Genomic DNA, 16,278 nt, shown 5'->3' with positions numbered 1-16,278 from the left:
CCTACTCGACGGCCACCGTCGTCGTCTCGCCCCGGACCACGTCGACAAACGCCTCGGGGTGTTCGACGTGGGGCAACAGCAGCGAGTCGCCGAAGACGACGAGCGTCGCGTCGGCCGCCTCGGCGAGTTCGCGGCCCGCCGACAGCGGCGTGATGTCGGCCTCCTCGCCCCAGACCAGCGTCACCGGCACGTCGAGTTCGGCCAGCACCTCGGCGAGGTCCGTTTCGGGGTCGAGAAAGCCCGAGATGAACGACGCGGGCGCGAACCGCGCACCGGGCTGGTGGGCGCTGGCCCACTCGTAGTCGACGACCGCCTCGGTGAGGTTCGACAGGTCGTAGTAGCCGTGGTCGTCGTGGAAGTACCGAATCGACGCCTTGGAGCCGACGAGGTTGTAGATGGCCTGCCCGAGCAGCGGCGACCGGAGCACCGACCGCAGCAGGACGTTCCGGTCGCCCATCGAGGCGTCGGTCGGACAGATCAGCACCAACTCGGCGACGTCGACCTCGGTCGCAGCCTCGGCGGCGTAGGCGGCCGTCAGCGAACTCGCCACGACCGTCGGGGCCTCGGTCTCGTCGGCGAGGAACTCCCGGACGAACGTCGTCAGCAGCGATGCCGAGTACAGCAGCGGCGGCCGGTCGGAGTGACCGAAGCCCGGCAGGTCCGGCGCGAGGACGTGGTACTCCTCGGCCAGCGCCTCGAAGACCGCGTGGAACTCGTGGTTGCTCGCGGCGGCGTTGATGCCGTGTAGCAAGACGAGGTCGGGGTCCGACGGGTCGCCGGCCTCCGCGTAGGCCACGTCGAAGCCCCGCCAACGGTACTCGCCCTGTATCCCCGGCAGGAACGGGTCGAAATCGGCGGCGCGCGACTGGAGGACGCGGTTCGCCAGCGCCGTCGCCCCGGCCGCGCCGACGGCGGCACCGAGTGCCTTGCGGAGTCTCATACCGAACGGTAGGCCGGGAAGCCGCTTATACGTGGCGGGCCGCCGACACTACCCGCTCCACGTCCCGGCTTCTCAGTCGCGGGCGAGCACCGCGTAGCCGACCGTCACCGGGAGCGCGTAGACGACGTGGCCGCCGACGCTCCAGAGCTTCTCGGGCATCGTCAGGTCCGGGACGGGTGGCGCGTACGGGTACCCGACGGCGTGGAGCCACAGCGGCATCACCAGCACCGAGAGCAGCGCCGTCGTCCCGACGCCGACGACGAACGCGAACCCGACCGCCCCCCGGAGCGTCGCCGCCGTCCAGCGGACGGACGGCCACTGGACGGCCGCGACGTACAGCACCGCGAGCGCGACGCCGTGGCACTGGTGCAGCGCCCACCCGAGCCGGATATCGGGGCCGCCGAGCCCGTACATCCGCGGGAGCGCGAGCGCGAGCAGCGGCTCCGGGTTGCCGAACTGCATCATCAGACCGAGCGGGACGCTCCCGAGGAAGCCGGTGACGGCGGCGGCGACCCACTGCCGCGGCGGGACGGCCGCGAGGCGGGACCGGAGTCCGGTCGCCCGCGTCGGCCGGGTCGAACTGGCTGACATCTACGCGACCAGTCGTGAATCCGGTATATAGTTCTGTGTCATCGCCGCGGGCGAACGCCGTGACGAGTCACCGTTCGACCCGCGGCGCTCTCACCGCTGGTCGTCCAGACACTCCCGCAGCGGTTCGAGCACCTCGGCGGCGACGGTGTAGGGGTCGGTCTCGCGGGCCAACACCCGGTCGACGTAGCCGTCGACGCCGCCGCGACGGTCGAGTTCGTCCGCGAGCAGGTCGTTCACGTCCTCTCGGAGGAGGGTCCGTATCTCCGAGGCGTAGCGCTCGCGCGCCCGCCGCTCCCGGCGGCCGGTCCGGTCGAGGTAGTCGGCGTGGTCGGCCAGCGCCCCGAGGAAGTCATCGACGCCCTCGCCGCGGTTCGCCACCGTCTCGACGACGACGGGGTCCCAGCTGTCGTCGGCCCCGCTGTCGGCCGGGCCGTCGTGGCCGGCCGCGTCCGCATCCGCCGCTCCCCCGCCGTTTCCGCCGGCCGTACCACCGGCCGCGCTCCCGCCGACCGTCTCCCCGCCCGCGGAGATGGTCCCGTGGTGGCCCGTGTCCGGCCGGCCGTCCCGTCCCTGTAACATCTCCTTGAGCTGTTGGACCGTCCGGTCGGCCCCGTCGAGGTCGGCCTTGTTGACGACGAACACGTCGCCGATTTCGAGGATGCCGGCCTTGAGCATCTGCACGTCGTCGCCGCTGCCCGGCGGGACGAGGACGGCGACGGTGTCGGCGGTCCGCACGATGTCGACCTCGTTCTGTCCCGCGCCGACCGTCTCGACGATGACCACGTCCTTGCCGAAGGCGTCCAAGGCGGTGACGGCGTCGGTCGTCGCCGTCGAGAGGCCCCCGAGCGACCCGCGGGCGGACATCGAGCGGAAGAACACGTCCATGTCGCCGGCGTTCGAAGCCATCCGGATGCGGTCGCCCAGCACCGCGCCGCCGGTAAAGGGCGAGGAAGGGTCGATGGCGATGACGCCGACGGTCAGCCCCTGCTCGCGGTAGGCGGCCGCCGCCTTGTCGACCAGCGTCGACTTGCCGGCCCCGGGGCTGCCCGTGACGCCGACGACGTCCGCGTCGCCGGCGTGGGCGTGCAGCGCCGAGACCACGTCGCGGTAGCCCGGCGACCGGTTCTCGATTTTCGTGATGACCCGCGCGAGCGCGCTGTGGCTGCCGGCCAGCAGGTCGTCGACGAGGTCGCTCATCGCTCGGGGGCGTTGGCCCGGATGAACTCGACCATCCGGTCCATCGACGCCCCGGGTCCGAATATCTCGTCGACGCCGCGGTCGTACAGCTCCTCGCGGTCGTCCTCGGGGATGATGCCGCCGACGACGACGAGCCGGTCGTCGAAGGCGTCGTACTCCCGCAGGCCGTCGAGAATCCGGGGGACGAGCGTGTTGTGCGCCCCCGAGAGGATGGAGATGCCGACCACGTCCACGTCCTCCTGGACGGCCGCCTGTACCACCTCGTCGGGCGAGCGGTGTAGCCCCGAGTAGATGACCTCGAAGCCGGCGTCACGGAGCGCCCGCGCGATGACGTGGGCTCCCCGGTCGTGTCCGTCGAGTCCGACCTTCGCCACCAGACAGCGGATGGTGCGTTCGGCCTGCTCCTGCTCGACACTCATGCCGGGCAGTACCACGGGTGGCACTTTCACTCTTGCCCTGTCTCGTTCCCGTCCGCGTCAGGCCGGAAACAGGAGGGAGGGAACCACGAACAGGAGCGCGAACAGGGCGAGCAAGACCAGTCCGTAGCCCGCGAGCGTCGCCACGGCGGTCGCCCACGCCGGGTGTCCCAAGCGGTCGGCGAGCCGTACCATGACTGACGCTAACACGCCTCTCGAAAAAAGCGTTTGCCGGTCACATCCCCATGTCGCTCGCGGCGTCGGGGACCGGCAGGTCGTGGGCCGCGACGCCGAGCAGTTCGGCGGCGTGGTCGAGCGCCATGTCGAAGCCGTAGTAGCGCTCCAGTTCGTCGCCGTCGGCCGTCGGCCGGACCTTCAGCATGGCGTACCCCTCGACGTTCTGGGCGATGGCCGCCGACCCGCCGGGACTCTCGAAGGTGAGGCGGCGCTCCCCGTCGGTCTCCCGGTAGCGGGCGGTGATACCGTCTGCCTCGGCCGTCGCGTGCTCGCTCATCGACTCCCCGTTGGGACCGCGCGTAGTGAAACCTGTCGATGGCGACACTGTAAGACTTATCCCGCCGTCGGGCCAGTCGTCGTGCAGTGACAGAGGCCTCGTGGAGCGAGCGCGCCCGCGCCGCGGTAGCCCGCCGCGTGGCCGTCGACCGACGCGCGCTGGCCGCCGTCCGCGTCTCGCTGGGCGCGGTGTTGCTCGTCGACCTCCTCCGGCGCGCCCCGGACCTCGTTGCCTTCTACACCGACCGCGGCGTCCTCCCGCGGGCAGTGCTGGCGGCGCTGTACCCCGGCTGGAACCGGCTCTCCCTGCACGCGCTGTCGGGCGAGGCGTGGCTCCAACTCCTGTTGTTCGCCGTCGCCGGCGCGGCGGCGCTCGCGCTGCTTGTCGGCTACCGGACGCGGCTGGCGGCGGCGGTGTCGCTGGTCTTGCTCGTCTCGCTGCAGGTCCGCAACCCGATGTTGCTCAACGCCGGCGACTCGCTGCTTCGACGGCTGGTCTTCTGGGGCCTCTTTCTCCCGCTCGGGAGCCGGTGGGCCGTCGACGCCGGCCCGCCCTCCGAGACCGACCACACCGTCGCCGGTCCCGCGACGGCCGGCCTGCTGGTGCAGGTGCTCGCCGTCTACGCGGCCAACGCGCTCGTGAAGTTCCGCGCGGACGTCTGGCTCCGCGGCGACGCCGTCCGCTACGTCTTCCAGTTGGACCAGTTCACCACCGTCGTCGGGAACGCGCTGGCCGGGGCCGCGCCGCTGCTGACGCTGGCCGACTGGGCGTGGGTGGCGCTGCTGGTCTGCTCGCCGCTGTTGCTCCTCTCGACCGGGCGCGTCCGGGGGCTGCTGGCCGGTGCGTTCGTCGCCGCCCACTTCGGCATGCTGCTGACGCTCAACATCGGCGTGTTCCCGCTGGTGTCGATGACGGGCCTCCTCCCCTTCCTCCCGAGCGAGGTCTGGGACCGCGTCGAGCGCGCCGTCTCGGGGGTCCCGAAGCGCCTCCCCGACGCCGACCCGCGCCCACCGCTGGCGGCCCGACTGCCGGCGCTGGGCCGGGTCGCCCGCGCGTTGGCCGTCGTCTGTCTGGCCGTGTTGCTCGTCGTCAACGGCATCGGACTCGGCGTCGTTGACGCGCCCCCCGGGACGCCCGACCGCGTCGAACAGCGGACGTGGGACATGTTTGCGCCGTCGCCGCCGCTGGCGACGTGGTGGTACGCCGCGCCCGCGACGCTGGAGTCCGGAGCGAGGGTCGACGCGCTCGACGGCGCGCCGGTCGACCTCTCCCGGCCCGCGGAGGCGGCGGCGGCCTACCCCAACGAGCGCTGGCGGAAGTTCCTCGACGACGCCCGCGGCGAGGCGCGACTGCGGCGCTCGCTGGCGGACTACCTCTGTGGGCGCTGGAACCGCGCCCACGACGACCGGATGGTCGGCCTACGGCTGGTGTATCTCGTCGAGCGGACCGACCTCGACGGGCCGGAGTCGGTCACCCGCGAGACGCTCGGGCGCTATCAGTGCGGGGCCTGACGACGCCGGCAGCGCGCTCGCGGTCGGCGAGTCCGCCGCCGGCGATTCTCGCTCACAGGACGAACGGGCCGCGCTGTCGTATCGGCTCGCCGTGGGGCTCGCCCGAGACGGCCGCGACGCGCAGCGAGTCGTCGCTCCGCACCCGGACCGTCCGCGAGTCGGTGACCGGGAGTACGTCGCCGTCGCCGAACGCCGCGCCGTCGACCGTCCCGCTCCCGTCGACGCCGTAGAGGAAGCCCCGCCACCCGTCCCGGAGGTCCCACGCCCACTCGCCCGAGACGGTGGCGTCGAGGTACTCCATCTCCGTCCGGAGGGCAAGCGGCGACCCCTCGCCGACGACCGTCGTGACCGTCGCCCCCGCCCGCGTGGCTGTCGGGAGTTCGTCGGCGGCCGCGTCGACGTAGCCGGGGTCGGCATCCTTCTCCGCCCGCGGGAGGTTTACCCACAGCTGCAGCCCGTTACAGCCGGCGTCGCCGGCCGGGAACTCGGAGTGTTTGATGCCGCTCCCGGTCGTGATACGCATCGCCTCGCCCGCTCGGGCGGTGTTCGTGACGCCCAGCGAGTCCTCGTGTTCCATCCCGCCTTCGAGCATGTACGAGACGATTTCGAAGCCGCGGTGGGGGTGGGTCGGGAACCCCTCGTCGGGGTCGATGTAGAAGCGCTCGAAGAGGACGAACGGGTCGAGGTTGTGGGGGTAGCCGTCGGTCGGAAACGCGCGCGTCGATGTCACGCCCGTCCCGTGTCGCACCTCTTCGCCCGGAATCGGCCCGTCGTCGCCGTGTCGTGTCTCGTCGGCGGCCATACCGCTCCCACGGGACCGCGGCGCATAAGCGGCCGGGCGGGTCGGTCGCCGGTCCACACGACCGCTCTCGACCGCAAGCGCCAAGGTCGGCTCGCGCCCGCTACGGGTATGGCGAAGTGGTTCCAGAGCGGCCGCCGCCGCGACGTGTGCGTCCTGCTGGCCGGGGCCGAGGACGGCGAACTGACCGGCCAGCGGCTCAAGACCCGTCTCGAAGACCGCTACGACACCCGCATCGAGCCACAGAGCTTCTACGCCGCCCTGCGGGCGATGGAGGATGCCGGGTTCCTCCAGAACCGGACGGAGGGCATCGCCGACGTGTACTCGCTGACCGACGGCGGCCAGCGCCGCCTGCGCGAACAGTTCGAGTGGATGGCCGCGAACCTCGACGCGTCGGAACGGTGACGCCGGCGCTCAGTCGAGCAGCCGGTCGGCGATGGTGTTGCGCAGCACCTCGCTGGTCCCCTCGTAAATCTCGTTGAGCTTCGCGTCCCGGTAGAACCGCTCGACCGGGAACTCCTTCGTGTAGCCGTAGCCGCCGTGAATCTGGATGCCCTCGTTGGCGACCTCCCGGGAGATTTCCGAAGCGTACAGTTTCGCCTGCGCGGCCGCCTTGACGAAGGGCTCGCCGCGCTCTTTCAGGTCGGCGGCCCGGTGCATCAACAGTCGGGCGGCCTCGGTCTTGGTGTCCATATCGGCCAGCTTGTGTTGGATTGCTTGGAAGTCGCCGATGGGACGGCCGAACTGCTCGCGGTCGCCGGCGTACCGCAGGGCCTCGTCCAGCGCGGCCTGTGCGATGCCGACGCCGCGGGCCGCGATGGTGATGCGCCCGCCGTTGAGCGTCTGCAGCGCGTGGCCGAACCCCTCGCCCTCCTCGCCCAGCCGGCGGTCCGCCGGGAGGTACATGTCGTCGAAGCGCAACTCGGCGGTCGGACAGCCCTTGTCGCCGAGTTTGTGCTCGGTGCCCTCGACGACGAAGCCGTCGTCGGTCTCGGGGCGGACGACGAACGACGAGATGCCGTCCCGGCCGGCGTCGGGGTCGGTCTTGGCGAACAGGACGACCGTGTCGGCCACGGAGCCGTTGGATATCCAGAGCTTCCCCCCGTCGACGACGTAGCCGTCGCCGTCGCGCTCGGCGGTCGTCTCCATCGCCGGCACGTCGCTGCCGGCCCCGGCCTCCGAGAGCGCGAACGCGCCGATGTCTTCGCCCGCCGCCAGCGGCTTCAGGAACCGCTCTCGCTGGTCGTCGTCGCCGAACTCGTAGACCATGTTGCAGGCCAGCGAGACGTGGGCGGCGACGACGGTCCCGAGGCCGCCGCTGCCCCGCGATATCTCTTCGAGCGCCATCGCGTAGCTGTGGTAGTCCAGCCCGGCACCGCCGTAGGTCTCGGGGATGGGCATCCCCATGAGGCCGAGGTCGGCCATCTGGTCGACGAGGTCGGCGGGGAACTCGTCGGTCTCGTCTATCTCGCCCGCCCGCGGAACGACCTCCTCGTCGACGAACTCGGCGACCATCTCGCGTATCTGGCGCTGCTCCTGTGTCGGGGCGAAGTCCATGCGACGAGGTACCGTGGCCCGAACCTTTACTGTTGGCCACCGGGGGACGGGTATCCCGGTGGTCCCTCGGCGGTCGGACCGCGCCGTCGCTACTCGTACTCGTAGAAGCCGATGCCGCTCTTCTTCCCGAGGTCGCCGGCGGCGACCTTGCGCTTCAGGAGGTAGGCAGGCTGGTAGCGGTCGCCCAGTTCCTCGTGGAGCGTCTCGCTGGCATCCAACACCACGTCCAGTCCGATGTGGTCGGCCAGTTCCAGCGGGCCCATCGGGACGTTCGTCCCCAGTCGCATCCCGCGGTCGATGTCGGCCATCGAGGCGACGCCCTCGTCGTAGGCGCGGACGCCCTCGTTTATCCACGGCATCAGGATGCGGTTGGTGACGAACCCCGGTTTGTCGTCGGCCTCCCACGTCTCCTTGCCCAGTTCACCGGCGAACTCGTGGGCCAGCGTCCGGGTCGCTTCCCCCGTCTTCTCGCCGACGACCACCTCCACGCCTTTCATCAGCGGGACCGGGTTCATGAAGTGAAGCCCCACCACGCGCTCGGGGGCCGGGATGGCGCTGGCGATGGTCGTTATCGACAGTGTGCTGGTGTTCGTCGCCAGCACTGCCTCGCGCGAGCAGTGTTCGGCCAGCGTCTCGAAGACGGACTGCTTGACGCTCATGTCCTCGGTGACGGCCTCGACGACCACGTCGCAGTCGGCGAGGGCGGCCGCGTCGGTCGTCCCGTCGATGCGCTCGCGGGCGGCGTCGGCCTCCGCCGACGAGAGGTCCGACCGCGCGACCAGTTTGCCGAGGCTCTCGTCGATGCGCTCGAACCCCGCCTCGACGAGGCCCGGTTCGATATCGCGCATGACCACGTCGTAGCCCGCCGCCGCCGCGACCTGCGCGATGCCGCTGCCCATCGTCCCGGCACCGACGACGCCGACCGCCTCAATGTTTGACGTGCGCATACCACACGCTTGGGCCGGCAGTCGTGTAAGTATGCCGCTGACGGTGCTACAGGACGGTCCGCGGACCCTGTCGGCAACCCCGACAACCGCGCAGTACGGGGAGTGTCTCGGTTAGTCCCGTCTGTAGACCAGCCAGTACGAGAGCGGGAGCGTCACCGCCAGAATTATCGCCGTCGATATCACTTGGCTGAAGGGGTCCGGCGGCAATACCTGAGCGGCAAGGGCGAACCCGAGCATAATCAAGAGGGACTCGAATACGGCGAACTGCATGCGCTGTGACATCCCCATCGGTGGGACACACTCTCACCCGGACAATAATTCTGTCGACAGAGTTACTTATACTATGTATGGAACTTTGTGACGGCAGTTGCCACGAGACGGTGCGTCCGGAGACGCCTCCGTTGTCAGGGTTTCGCACACTTTCGGGCAACGACTTGGCCGTTCCGAAACGATTCACTCGCACCGTAGTAAATGTCAGGAATAAGATACTTATGCTGGCCCGATGAACCAGCAGGTGATGCCAACCGGCGGTCGCCGCTGTCGGCGCCGCGGCGACCGTCGGCCCGCGCAACCGCACCCGCCTGCCACAACCAATGAGTAAGTCACTCGACGCCTCGACTGCTTCGGCCGACCGGACGCTCGAACGGATAACCGACACCATCGCCGGGACGACACCGGCAGTCCGCACTGCCATCGCGCAACACCGCGAGGGCAGCGGCACGGTCAACCCCAGCGGCGACCGGCAACTGGCCGCCGACGTCCGCGCGGACGAGCTGTTCGAGGACGCGCTGCTGGCCGTCGACGGCGTCGCCACGTACGCCAGCGAGGAGCGCACCGAAGTCGTCGAGGACGAGGGCCAACTCCACGTGGCGATGGACCCCCTCGACGGCTCCTCGAACCTCGAACCCAACAGCGGGATGGGGACGATTTTCGGCGTCTACAGCGAACGCCCGCCCACCAGCGGCCGGAACCTGCTGGCCGCCGGATTCGTCATCTACGGCCCGGCCACGTCGATGGTCGTCGCCCGCGACGGCCGCGTCAACGAGTTCATCGTCGAGGACGGCGAGCGGACGCTCGTCGACGACGACGTGACCGTCCCGTCGGAGCCGACGGTCTTCGGGTTCGGCGGCGGGGTCGATTCGTGGACCGACGAGTTCACCGACTACGCCGAGAGCGTCCGCCGGGAACTGAAGCTCCGGTACGGCGGCGCGATGATAGCCGACATCAATCAAGTGCTCTCCTACGGCGGCGTCTTCGCCTACCCCGAACTCCAGTCCCGCCCCGAGGGCAAGCTCCGCCTCCAGTTCGAGGGCCAGCCCATGGCCTACGTCGTCGAGGCGGCCGGCGGGCGCTCCTCGGACGGATCGGCGTCGCTGCTGGAGGCGACGCCCGACGAACTCCACGCTCGGACGCCGCTGTATCTCGGGAACGCGCCGCTCATCGAGCGCCTCGAAGCCAAGACCGACTGACGGTCCCTTCTTCGGCTCGCCGCGTTCAGTAGCCCAGATAGATGGCGAGCGCCTTCAGGACGCCGTAGACGACCACGACCAGTCCGACGAGCGCGCTCAGAACCGTCCCGAGCAGTCCGCTGGGCCAGAGCGCGAGCGGGTTCGGCAGCGACGGCAGCCCCGGTAGCGCGGGCAGTCCGACCCCACCGCCGGCCGCCACGGTGGCGACCCGCTGGCCCTCGACGGTGACGTTGCCGCCCTCGTCGGCTTCGAGCGCCAGCGTGGTCTCCCGGCGCTCGCCCGGCGGGACCGTCACCGTCCGCGTCCCGAGCGCCGTCCCGTTGAGGACGACGAGGACGCGGCGGTCGCCGGTCGCCGTCCCGCGGTTGGTCAGTTCGGCGTGGACGACGAACGACTCGCCGACAGAGAGGTTCGCCGGGTCGGCGGTGGCGTTCGTGACGACGACGTTCGGCTCGCCGGACGCCGCCTCAGTTGCGTTCCCGTCGACCGCGCTGTCGCCGCCGGTCGCGTTCCCCGCCTCGGCGTCCGTGGCCGCGAGGTCGGCCTCTGACGCCCCGTCGGTTCCGTTGGCCGCGCCGACGACGAACGTCGACAGCCCGGGCGACGACGCCTGATAGGTCACGGCCGCGTCGGTCCGGCCGACGACGGCGGTGTCGAGGGGCACCCAGCCGCCCTCGTCGCGGTAGAGCGTCACGTCGTTCGGTCCCGCGCCGGTCCGGTTCAGCGCCGTGCGGTTCACCGAGAACGTGACGGCGACGCTGTCGGCGCTGGCGTTGCCGTGGGCCACGTCGTAGCGGGCCAGCCCCGTCTCCTCGGTCGCCGTGGCGAACGACGGCGGCGTCCGGTCCGACGACCGCAGCCACAGCGTCGTCTCGTTGGCCCGGAAGGTCGCCCGGAGCCGGTCCAGCGACGTGTTGCCGGCAGCCGCCAGCGAGCCGTTCGCCCACCGGACCTGCTGGGTTCGCCCGGTGCCGGCCACGGCGACACGGGTGTAGGTCCCGTTGTATCGTGTCACGTTGATACCGGCGTCGCTGCCGTTGCGGGCGACGGTGACCACGTGGGTCGCCCGGGCGGCGTTGCCCAGCGGGTCGGTGACGGTGGCGGTGAGCCGGTGGGTGCCCGGCGTGGCGAAGGCCACGGTGACGTTCGGGCCGGCGAGGATGGTCCCGCCGTCGACGCGCCACCGGTACGAGGCGATGCCCTGTTCGTCGGTGCTGTTGCGGGCCGTGACCGTCACCGGCTCGCCGACCGTCGCGTTCGACGGGCCGCTCACTGTCACGTTGGGCGCGGAGCCGTCGTACCGGAACGTCGCCTGTCGGCTGAACTGTATCGTGTTGTTGCTCTCGTCGGTGGCGGTCAGCCACAGCAGCGAGTACTCCCCTTCCTCGGGGAAGGTGTACTCGGTGCGGTACACCGCCGACCCGCCGACGGACTCGGTGAAGTTCGAGGCGTTGAGCCGGTCGACGGTCGGGCCGCCGATAGAGACGACGAGGTTCGAGAGCGGCTCGTGGGTCTCGGCGACTATCTCGGCGGTCGAGCTGTTGACCCGAGTGACCGAGAACGAGCGGTAGCTCGGCGTCACGGTGTCGGTCCCCGTCGCCGTCACCGTGCCGTCCCGGATGTTGTTGCCGGCCTCGTCGGTGATGCGCTCGCCCGAGACGAGCCCGATGGTGACGTTGTCCACGTCGAACCGGCTGGTGAAGTGTAGCGTCACCTCAGCGGCGGTTCGGTTCTCGCCGGCCGCGTCCACCGACCGAACGGAGATGTTCTCGACGGTCCCCTCCGAGGTGACGAAGTCCCCCTGCTCGATACTGCCGGTGTCTATCGTCGCGTTGTCGGATATCGTCACTGCGATGGCCGTGCCGTTGACCACCGTCGCGTTCTCCCACTTCGGCCGTTCGGTGTCGGCCGCCGTCGCCGTCCCGCCGAGCGCGACCAGCACGCACAGCGCGACCACCGCCGCGGTCAGCGCGAGGCCGACGCTCCCCGCCGACCGCCGTCGCCGCCCGCCGCCACGAGTCATCACCCCGACGTTCTCCGGCACCGGCTATCAATCGCTCGGCGGGATTACGAACTCTGATAATCGCGGGGCGGACACAGGGGTAACTACTGTGGTCCCGGAGTCCGTGTGGTGTGGTATGAAGGTACGTATCGCCGCGGACGCGAGCCGAGAGGAGGCGTCCGCTATCGCCGCCGCCGTCGCCGAACACGTCGGGTCGGGCCACACCGTCGAGGTGTACGTCGGCGACGCCGCCGAGCCGACGCTCGTCAGGGAGGTCACGTCCGACGGCGCGGACGAGCCGACGGACCGCACCGGGGCGTCGGACGGGGCGACCGACGGCGACCCCGACTCCGGACCGACCGACCGCGAGCGCCGCCTCCGAGAGGAGATAGCCGACATCGAACGCGGCGGGCCCGAGAAGTACCGCGACCGCCTCGCGGAGCAGGGCAAACTGTTCGTCCGGGACCGCCTCGAACTGTGGTTCGGCGAGGGCGGCCTCGACTTCGAGGACGGCCGGTTCGCCAACTTCGACGCGTGGCACGGGACGGGCGGGGACAGCGCCGGGGACGCCGACGGCGACCGCCTCCCGGCCGACGGCCTGCTGACCGGCGGTGCTACCTTCGAGGGCCGGCAGGTCTCGGTCGCCGCCAACGACTTCACGGTGAAGGCCGGCTCCATCGCCGAGCGCGGCGTCGAGAAGTTCCTCCGCCTGCAACAGCGCGCCCTGAAGGCCGGCCGCCCCCTGCTGTACCTCGTCGACTCCTCGGGCGGCCGCATCGACCGCCAGCGCGGCTTCTTCGCCAACCGGGAGGGCATCGGGAAGTTCTACTACAACCACTCCCGCCTCTCGGGGGCGGTCCCCCAGATATGCGTCCTCTACGGTCCCTGCATCGCCGGCGCGGCGTACACGCCGGTCTTCTCGGATTTCACCGTGATGGTCCGCGGGATGAGCGCCCTCGCCATCGCCTCGCCGCGGATGGTCGAGATGGTCACCGGCGAGGACATCGACTTGGCCGAACTGGGCGGTCCCGAGGTCCACGCCCGCCACTCCGGCAGCGCCGACCTCGTGGCCGACGACGAGGAACACGCCCGCGAACTCGTCGCCGCCCTCCTCTCGTATCTCCCGGACGACTGCGACGAGCGCCCGCCGCGTCGCTCGCCGACCGCCCCCGAACGGCCGCCCGAGGGCATCGACGGCGTCGTCCCGGACGAACCCAACAAGGGCTACGACATGCGCCGGGTCGTCGAGCGGGTCGTCGACGCCGACTCCTTCCTCGAACTCCAACCGGAGTACGGCCCCGAAATCCTGACCGGGTTCGCCCGGCTCGACGGCCGTCCGGTGGGCGTCGTCGCCAGTCAGCCCGAGCGCCGCGCGGGCGCTATCTTCCCCGACTCCGCCCGCAAGGCCGCCGAGTTCGTCTGGAAGTGCGACGCGTTCAACGTCCCGCTGCTGTACCTCTGTGACACGCCGGGGTTCATGGCCGGCTCGGATGTCGAGAAGGAGGGCATCCTCGAAGCCGGCAAGAAGATGATATACGCCACCTCTGCGGCGACCGTGCCGAAACAGTGCGTCGTCGTCCGGAAGGCCTACGGCGCGGGCATCTACGCCATGTCCGGCCCCGCCTACGACCCGGAGGCGACGCTCGCGCTCCCGAGCGGGGAGATTGCCATTATGGGCCCGGAAGCGGCCATCAACGCCGTCTACGCCAACAAGCTGGACGCCATCGACGACCCCGAGGAGCGCGCCGAGCGCGAGCGGGAACTCCGCGAGCAGTACCGCGAGGACATCGACGCCCACCGGGCGGCCAGCGAGGTCGTCATCGACGAGATAGTTCCCCCCGGCGACCTGCGGGCCGAACTCGCCGCGCGCTACGAACTGTACGAGGACGTAGAGAAGCGACGCCCCGAGAAGAAACACGGGACAGTGCTATGACTCGGCCCGCTCGACCAGCGCGGTCCGCTCGAACGTACAGACGAGCGTGTCGTCCCCGTTGTAGGCGTCGACCCGCATCGTGACGACGCCCCGGTCGCCGTCGCTCGTGAGCCGCGTGTCGAGCACCGTCGTCTCCGCCCGGATGGTGTCGCCGTGGAACACCGGCGCGGGGTGTTCGACCGCGTCGTACGCGAGGTTGGCGACGACGGTCCCGTCGGTGGTGTCCGGGACCGTCAGCCCGACCGCCAGCGACAGCGTGTAGAGGCCGTTGACGACGCGCTCGCCGAACTCCGTCCCGGCGGCGAACTCGGCGTCCAAGTGCAGGGGCTGTTGGTTCATCGTCAGGTCGCAGAACCGCTGGTTGTCGCTCTCGCTTATCGTGCGGCGCTTCTCGTGGCGTATCGTCTCGCCCTCCTCGAACTCCTCGTAGTACAGGCCGGGCATGGGCGGACCGACGGGCCCCGTTCCCTTATCGGTGCGGCCCGCGCGACCCGGTGTGAGCCGCACGAACCCACCTCGACCGTCGTATCCCGGTCACGTCCGTCGGTATTCTTTTGTCGATGCTGACTGACTGCTAGGGCATGTCCGACGAGGTGAACCCGTTCGAGAGCCTCCGGGAGCAGATAGACGACGCCGCCGCCTATCTGGAGTACCCGACCGACGTGCTCGAACGGCTCAAACATCCCGAGCGAGTGCTGGAGACGACGCTCTCGGTCGAGATGGACGACGGCTCCGTCGAGGTGTTCACGGCCTTCCGCTCGCAGTTCAACGGCGACCGCGGCCCCTACAAGGGCGGTATCCGCTACCACCCGCAGGTCTCCCGCGACGAGGTCAAGGCCCTCTCGGGGTGGATGGTGTACAAGTGCGCCGCCGTCAACATCCCCTACGGCGGCGGCAAGGGCGGCATCCGCATCGACCCCCGGAACTACTCCGACGACGAGATGGAGCGCATCACCCGCTCGTTCGCGACGGAACTACGGCCGTTCATCGGCGAGGACAAGGATATCCCCGCCCCCGATGTCAACACCGGCCAGCGGGAGATGAACTGGATAAAGAGCACCTACGAGACGCTGGAAGACACCACCGAACCCGGCGTCATCACCGGCAAAGCGCCCGAGTCGGGCGGCAGCGAGGGCCGCGTCGAGGCGACGGGGCGCTCGGTGATGCTGGTCACCCGCGAGGCCTTCGACTACCTCGACCGCGCCGTCGATGGCGCGACCGTCGCCGTACAGGGGTACGGCAACGCCGGCTCCGTGGCGGCGACGCTCATCGACGAACTGGGCGCGGACGTGGTCGCCGTCTCCGACTCCTCCGGGGCGGTTTACCACCCCGACGGACTGGACACCGAGGCCGCGAAGGACCACAAGCGCGAGACCGGGTCGCTCTCGGGGTTCGAGGGCGCGAGCGAAGAGCTGACCAACCGGGAACTGCTGACGATGGACGTGGACCTGCTGGTGCCCGCGGCGCTGGAAAACGCCATCGACGAGGACATCGCCCGCGACGTGCAGGCCGAGGTCGTCGTCGAGGCCGCCAACGGGCCGCTGACGCCCGACGCCGACGACGTACTCGCCGACCGCGACGTGTACGTCTTCCCCGACATCCTCGCCAACGCCGGCGGCGTCACCGTCTCGTACTTCGAGTGGGTCCAGAACCGCCAGCGGTTCTACTGGTCCGAACAGCGGGTCAACGACGAACTGGAGACGGTCATCACCAACGCCTTCGAGGACCTCGTCGACACCTACGAGTCGACCGACACCGAGACCTTCCGGACGGCGATGTACGTCGTCGCCATCCGCCGGGTCGTCTCGGCGACCGAGGAAGGCGGTATCTGGCCCTGACCGGCCCCGGTCGCGGGCGGTCGCCGCCACCCACGACGTTTTGCCGCTCTCGCCCCTAGCAGGGGCATGGACACCTACGAGCGGCGGGTCCGCGTCGCGGCCCCGCTCGACGAGGTCGTCGCGTTTCACTCGACCGGCGACGGACTGGTCGCGCTGACGCCGGACTGGATGCACCTCCGAATCGAGGACGAGCGCGGCCCGGACGGCGAGTCGGACCCCGAGGTGTTGGCGGCGGGGTCGACGGTCGTCTCGACGGTCCAGCCGTTCGGCGTCGGGCCGCGCCAGCGGTGGGTCTCGGACATCGTCGCCCGCGAGACGGGCGACGACGAGGCGATGTTCCGCGACGTGATGGCCGAGGGGCCGTTCCCCCACTGGGAACACACCCACCGCTTCTACGCCGACGGCCCCGACGCCACCGTCGTCGAAGACCACGTCGAGTACGAACTCCCGGGCGGGCCGCTCGGCCGCGCGGTCGGTCCGCTGGGCGTGCTGGGCTTCGAGCCGATGTTCCGCTACCGGCACCGCCGGACCCGCGAACTGCTGGAGGACTGACTGCCCGTTATC

Annotated in this window: 18 protein-coding genes; 6 read left to right on the top strand and 12 right to left on the bottom strand. The window is 70.3% G+C overall.

The genetic code is table 11. The annotated features are described in order from the left end of the window. Window position 1 precedes the first annotated feature (1 nt). The 6 genes from ACV7JO_RS08515 to ACV7JO_RS08490 all read right to left on the bottom strand — a co-directional run bounded on the left by ACV7JO_RS08515 (window position 2) and on the right by ACV7JO_RS08490 (window position 3,658). Window positions 2–940 carry an alpha/beta fold hydrolase gene (locus ACV7JO_RS08515; RefSeq protein WP_470352982.1) on the bottom strand — a complete coding sequence of 313 codons (939 nt, stop codon included), beginning with the start codon at window positions 938–940 and terminating at the stop codon, window positions 2–4. A 72-nt stretch (window positions 941–1,012) separates the two neighbouring features. Next, window positions 1,013–1,531, bottom strand: a complete 519-nt coding sequence (locus tag ACV7JO_RS08510) for a hypothetical protein (protein ID WP_470352981.1) — start codon at window positions 1,529–1,531, stop codon at window positions 1,013–1,015. 90 nt (window positions 1,532–1,621) lie between these two features. After that, window positions 1,622–2,728, bottom strand: a complete 1,107-nt coding sequence (gene meaB, locus ACV7JO_RS08505; RefSeq protein ID WP_470352980.1) for a methylmalonyl Co-A mutase-associated GTPase MeaB — start codon at window positions 2,726–2,728, stop codon at window positions 1,622–1,624. Next, complete coding sequence (locus tag ACV7JO_RS08500) at window positions 2,725–3,147, bottom strand: cobalamin B12-binding domain-containing protein (protein WP_470352979.1); 423 nt, start codon at window positions 3,145–3,147, stop codon at window positions 2,725–2,727. The genes meaB and ACV7JO_RS08500 overlap by 4 nt, the downstream gene beginning before the upstream one ends. Before the next feature lie 57 nt (window positions 3,148–3,204). Then, a complete protein-coding gene (locus tag ACV7JO_RS08495) occupies window positions 3,205–3,339 on the bottom strand; it encodes a hypothetical protein (protein ID WP_470352978.1) in 135 nt (44 codons plus the stop codon). Between the two features lie 40 nt (window positions 3,340–3,379). After that, on the bottom strand, window positions 3,380–3,658 hold the full coding sequence (locus tag ACV7JO_RS08490; protein WP_470352977.1) for a DUF7111 family protein: 279 nt from the start codon (window positions 3,656–3,658) through the stop codon (window positions 3,380–3,382). A gap of 86 nt (window positions 3,659–3,744) precedes the next feature. Between ACV7JO_RS08490 and ACV7JO_RS08485 the strand changes: the two genes are divergently transcribed. Then, on the top strand, window positions 3,745–5,169 hold the full coding sequence (locus tag ACV7JO_RS08485) for an HTTM domain-containing protein (RefSeq protein ID WP_470352976.1): 1,425 nt from the start codon (window positions 3,745–3,747) through the stop codon (window positions 5,167–5,169). Window positions 5,170–5,221: 52 nt separating this feature from the next. On the opposite strand, the gene ACV7JO_RS08480 is transcribed toward ACV7JO_RS08485, so the two are convergent. Further along, window positions 5,222–5,971 carry a pirin family protein gene (locus ACV7JO_RS08480; protein ID WP_470352975.1) on the bottom strand — a complete coding sequence of 250 codons (750 nt, stop codon included), beginning with the start codon at window positions 5,969–5,971 and terminating at the stop codon, window positions 5,222–5,224. Between the two features lie 108 nt (window positions 5,972–6,079). Here ACV7JO_RS08480 and ACV7JO_RS08475 point away from each other — a divergent pair, with 108 nt between their 5' ends. Beyond that, a complete protein-coding gene (locus ACV7JO_RS08475) occupies window positions 6,080–6,373 on the top strand; it encodes a PadR family transcriptional regulator (protein ID WP_470352974.1) in 294 nt (97 codons plus the stop codon). 9 nt (window positions 6,374–6,382) lie between these two features. Here the strand turns inward: ACV7JO_RS08475 and ACV7JO_RS08470 are convergent, their stop codons facing one another. From ACV7JO_RS08470 to ACV7JO_RS08460, 3 genes are all read right to left on the bottom strand, one after another. Beyond that, entirely contained in the window at window positions 6,383–7,525 is a 1,143-nt protein-coding gene (locus ACV7JO_RS08470; protein WP_470352973.1) for an acyl-CoA dehydrogenase, read from the bottom strand. A gap of 89 nt (window positions 7,526–7,614) precedes the next feature. Beyond that, complete coding sequence (locus ACV7JO_RS08465; protein ID WP_470352972.1) at window positions 7,615–8,472, bottom strand: 3-hydroxyacyl-CoA dehydrogenase family protein; 858 nt, start codon at window positions 8,470–8,472, stop codon at window positions 7,615–7,617. Window positions 8,473–8,583: 111 nt separating this feature from the next. Next, entirely contained in the window at window positions 8,584–8,742 is a 159-nt protein-coding gene (locus tag ACV7JO_RS08460; RefSeq protein ID WP_470352971.1) for a DUF7534 family protein, read from the bottom strand. A gap of 323 nt (window positions 8,743–9,065) precedes the next feature. Between ACV7JO_RS08460 and ACV7JO_RS08455 the strand changes: the two genes are divergently transcribed. Further along, the gene (locus ACV7JO_RS08455; protein ID WP_470352970.1) at window positions 9,066–9,941 is read left to right on the top strand and encodes a class 1 fructose-bisphosphatase; all 876 of its coding nucleotides are present in this window, start codon (window positions 9,066–9,068) and stop codon (window positions 9,939–9,941) included. Window positions 9,942–9,966: 25 nt separating this feature from the next. Here the strand turns inward: ACV7JO_RS08455 and ACV7JO_RS08450 are convergent, their stop codons facing one another. Next, window positions 9,967–11,985 carry a PKD domain-containing protein gene (locus ACV7JO_RS08450; protein WP_470352969.1) on the bottom strand — a complete coding sequence of 673 codons (2,019 nt, stop codon included), beginning with the start codon at window positions 11,983–11,985 and terminating at the stop codon, window positions 9,967–9,969. A 94-nt stretch (window positions 11,986–12,079) separates the two neighbouring features. Between ACV7JO_RS08450 and ACV7JO_RS08445 the strand changes: the two genes are divergently transcribed. Further along, the gene (locus ACV7JO_RS08445; RefSeq protein WP_470352968.1) at window positions 12,080–13,876 is read left to right on the top strand and encodes an acyl-CoA carboxylase subunit beta; all 1,797 of its coding nucleotides are present in this window, start codon (window positions 12,080–12,082) and stop codon (window positions 13,874–13,876) included. Here the strand turns inward: ACV7JO_RS08445 and ACV7JO_RS08440 are convergent. Then, entirely contained in the window at window positions 13,871–14,320 is a 450-nt protein-coding gene (locus ACV7JO_RS08440) for a MaoC family dehydratase (RefSeq protein WP_470352967.1), read from the bottom strand. The two genes, ACV7JO_RS08445 and ACV7JO_RS08440, sit on opposite strands and share 6 nt — an antisense overlap. A gap of 137 nt (window positions 14,321–14,457) precedes the next feature. Here ACV7JO_RS08440 and ACV7JO_RS08435 point away from each other — a divergent pair, with 137 nt between their 5' ends. Then, entirely contained in the window at window positions 14,458–15,714 is a 1,257-nt protein-coding gene (locus ACV7JO_RS08435; RefSeq protein ID WP_470352966.1) for a Glu/Leu/Phe/Val family dehydrogenase, read from the top strand. Between the two features lie 66 nt (window positions 15,715–15,780). After that, complete coding sequence (locus ACV7JO_RS08430; protein WP_470352965.1) at window positions 15,781–16,266, top strand: SRPBCC family protein; 486 nt, start codon at window positions 15,781–15,783, stop codon at window positions 16,264–16,266. The last annotated feature ends 12 nt before the right edge of the window (window positions 16,267–16,278 follow it).

Source organism: Haloarcula sp. MBLA0138 (assembly GCF_055632455.1).
Note: the sequence above shows the minus strand (reverse complement) of the source record. Positions and strands in the feature narration are given on the sequence as shown.

Excerpts from the sequence above, each read along its gene's own strand:
- ACV7JO_RS08465 (WP_470352972.1), bottom strand. The coding sequence starts at position 8,472 with ATGCGCACGTCAAACATTGAGGCGGTCGGCGTCGTCGGTGCCGGGACG.
- ACV7JO_RS08500 (WP_470352979.1), bottom strand. The coding sequence starts at position 3,147 with ATGAGTGTCGAGCAGGAGCAGGCCGAACGCACCATCCGCTGTCTGGTG.
- ACV7JO_RS08470 (WP_470352973.1), bottom strand. The coding sequence starts at position 7,525 with ATGGACTTCGCCCCGACACAGGAGCAGCGCCAGATACGCGAGATGGTC.
- ACV7JO_RS08510 (WP_470352981.1), bottom strand. The coding sequence starts at position 1,531 with ATGTCAGCCAGTTCGACCCGGCCGACGCGGGCGACCGGACTCCGGTCC.
- ACV7JO_RS08455 (WP_470352970.1), top strand. The coding sequence starts at position 9,066 with ATGAGTAAGTCACTCGACGCCTCGACTGCTTCGGCCGACCGGACGCTC.
- ACV7JO_RS08445 (WP_470352968.1), top strand. The coding sequence starts at position 12,080 with ATGAAGGTACGTATCGCCGCGGACGCGAGCCGAGAGGAGGCGTCCGCT.
- ACV7JO_RS08490 (WP_470352977.1), bottom strand. The coding sequence starts at position 3,658 with ATGAGCGAGCACGCGACGGCCGAGGCAGACGGTATCACCGCCCGCTAC.
- ACV7JO_RS08480 (WP_470352975.1), bottom strand. The coding sequence starts at position 5,971 with ATGGCCGCCGACGAGACACGACACGGCGACGACGGGCCGATTCCGGGC.
- ACV7JO_RS08435 (WP_470352966.1), top strand. The coding sequence starts at position 14,458 with ATGTCCGACGAGGTGAACCCGTTCGAGAGCCTCCGGGAGCAGATAGAC.
- ACV7JO_RS08495 (WP_470352978.1), bottom strand. The coding sequence starts at position 3,339 with ATGGTACGGCTCGCCGACCGCTTGGGACACCCGGCGTGGGCGACCGCC.
- meaB (WP_470352980.1), bottom strand. The coding sequence starts at position 2,728 with ATGAGCGACCTCGTCGACGACCTGCTGGCCGGCAGCCACAGCGCGCTC.
- ACV7JO_RS08430 (WP_470352965.1), top strand. The coding sequence starts at position 15,781 with ATGGACACCTACGAGCGGCGGGTCCGCGTCGCGGCCCCGCTCGACGAG.
- ACV7JO_RS08515 (WP_470352982.1), bottom strand. The coding sequence starts at position 940 with ATGAGACTCCGCAAGGCACTCGGTGCCGCCGTCGGCGCGGCCGGGGCG.
- ACV7JO_RS08440 (WP_470352967.1), bottom strand. The coding sequence starts at position 14,320 with ATGCCCGGCCTGTACTACGAGGAGTTCGAGGAGGGCGAGACGATACGC.
- ACV7JO_RS08475 (WP_470352974.1), top strand. The coding sequence starts at position 6,080 with ATGGCGAAGTGGTTCCAGAGCGGCCGCCGCCGCGACGTGTGCGTCCTG.
- ACV7JO_RS08460 (WP_470352971.1), bottom strand. The coding sequence starts at position 8,742 with ATGCAGTTCGCCGTATTCGAGTCCCTCTTGATTATGCTCGGGTTCGCC.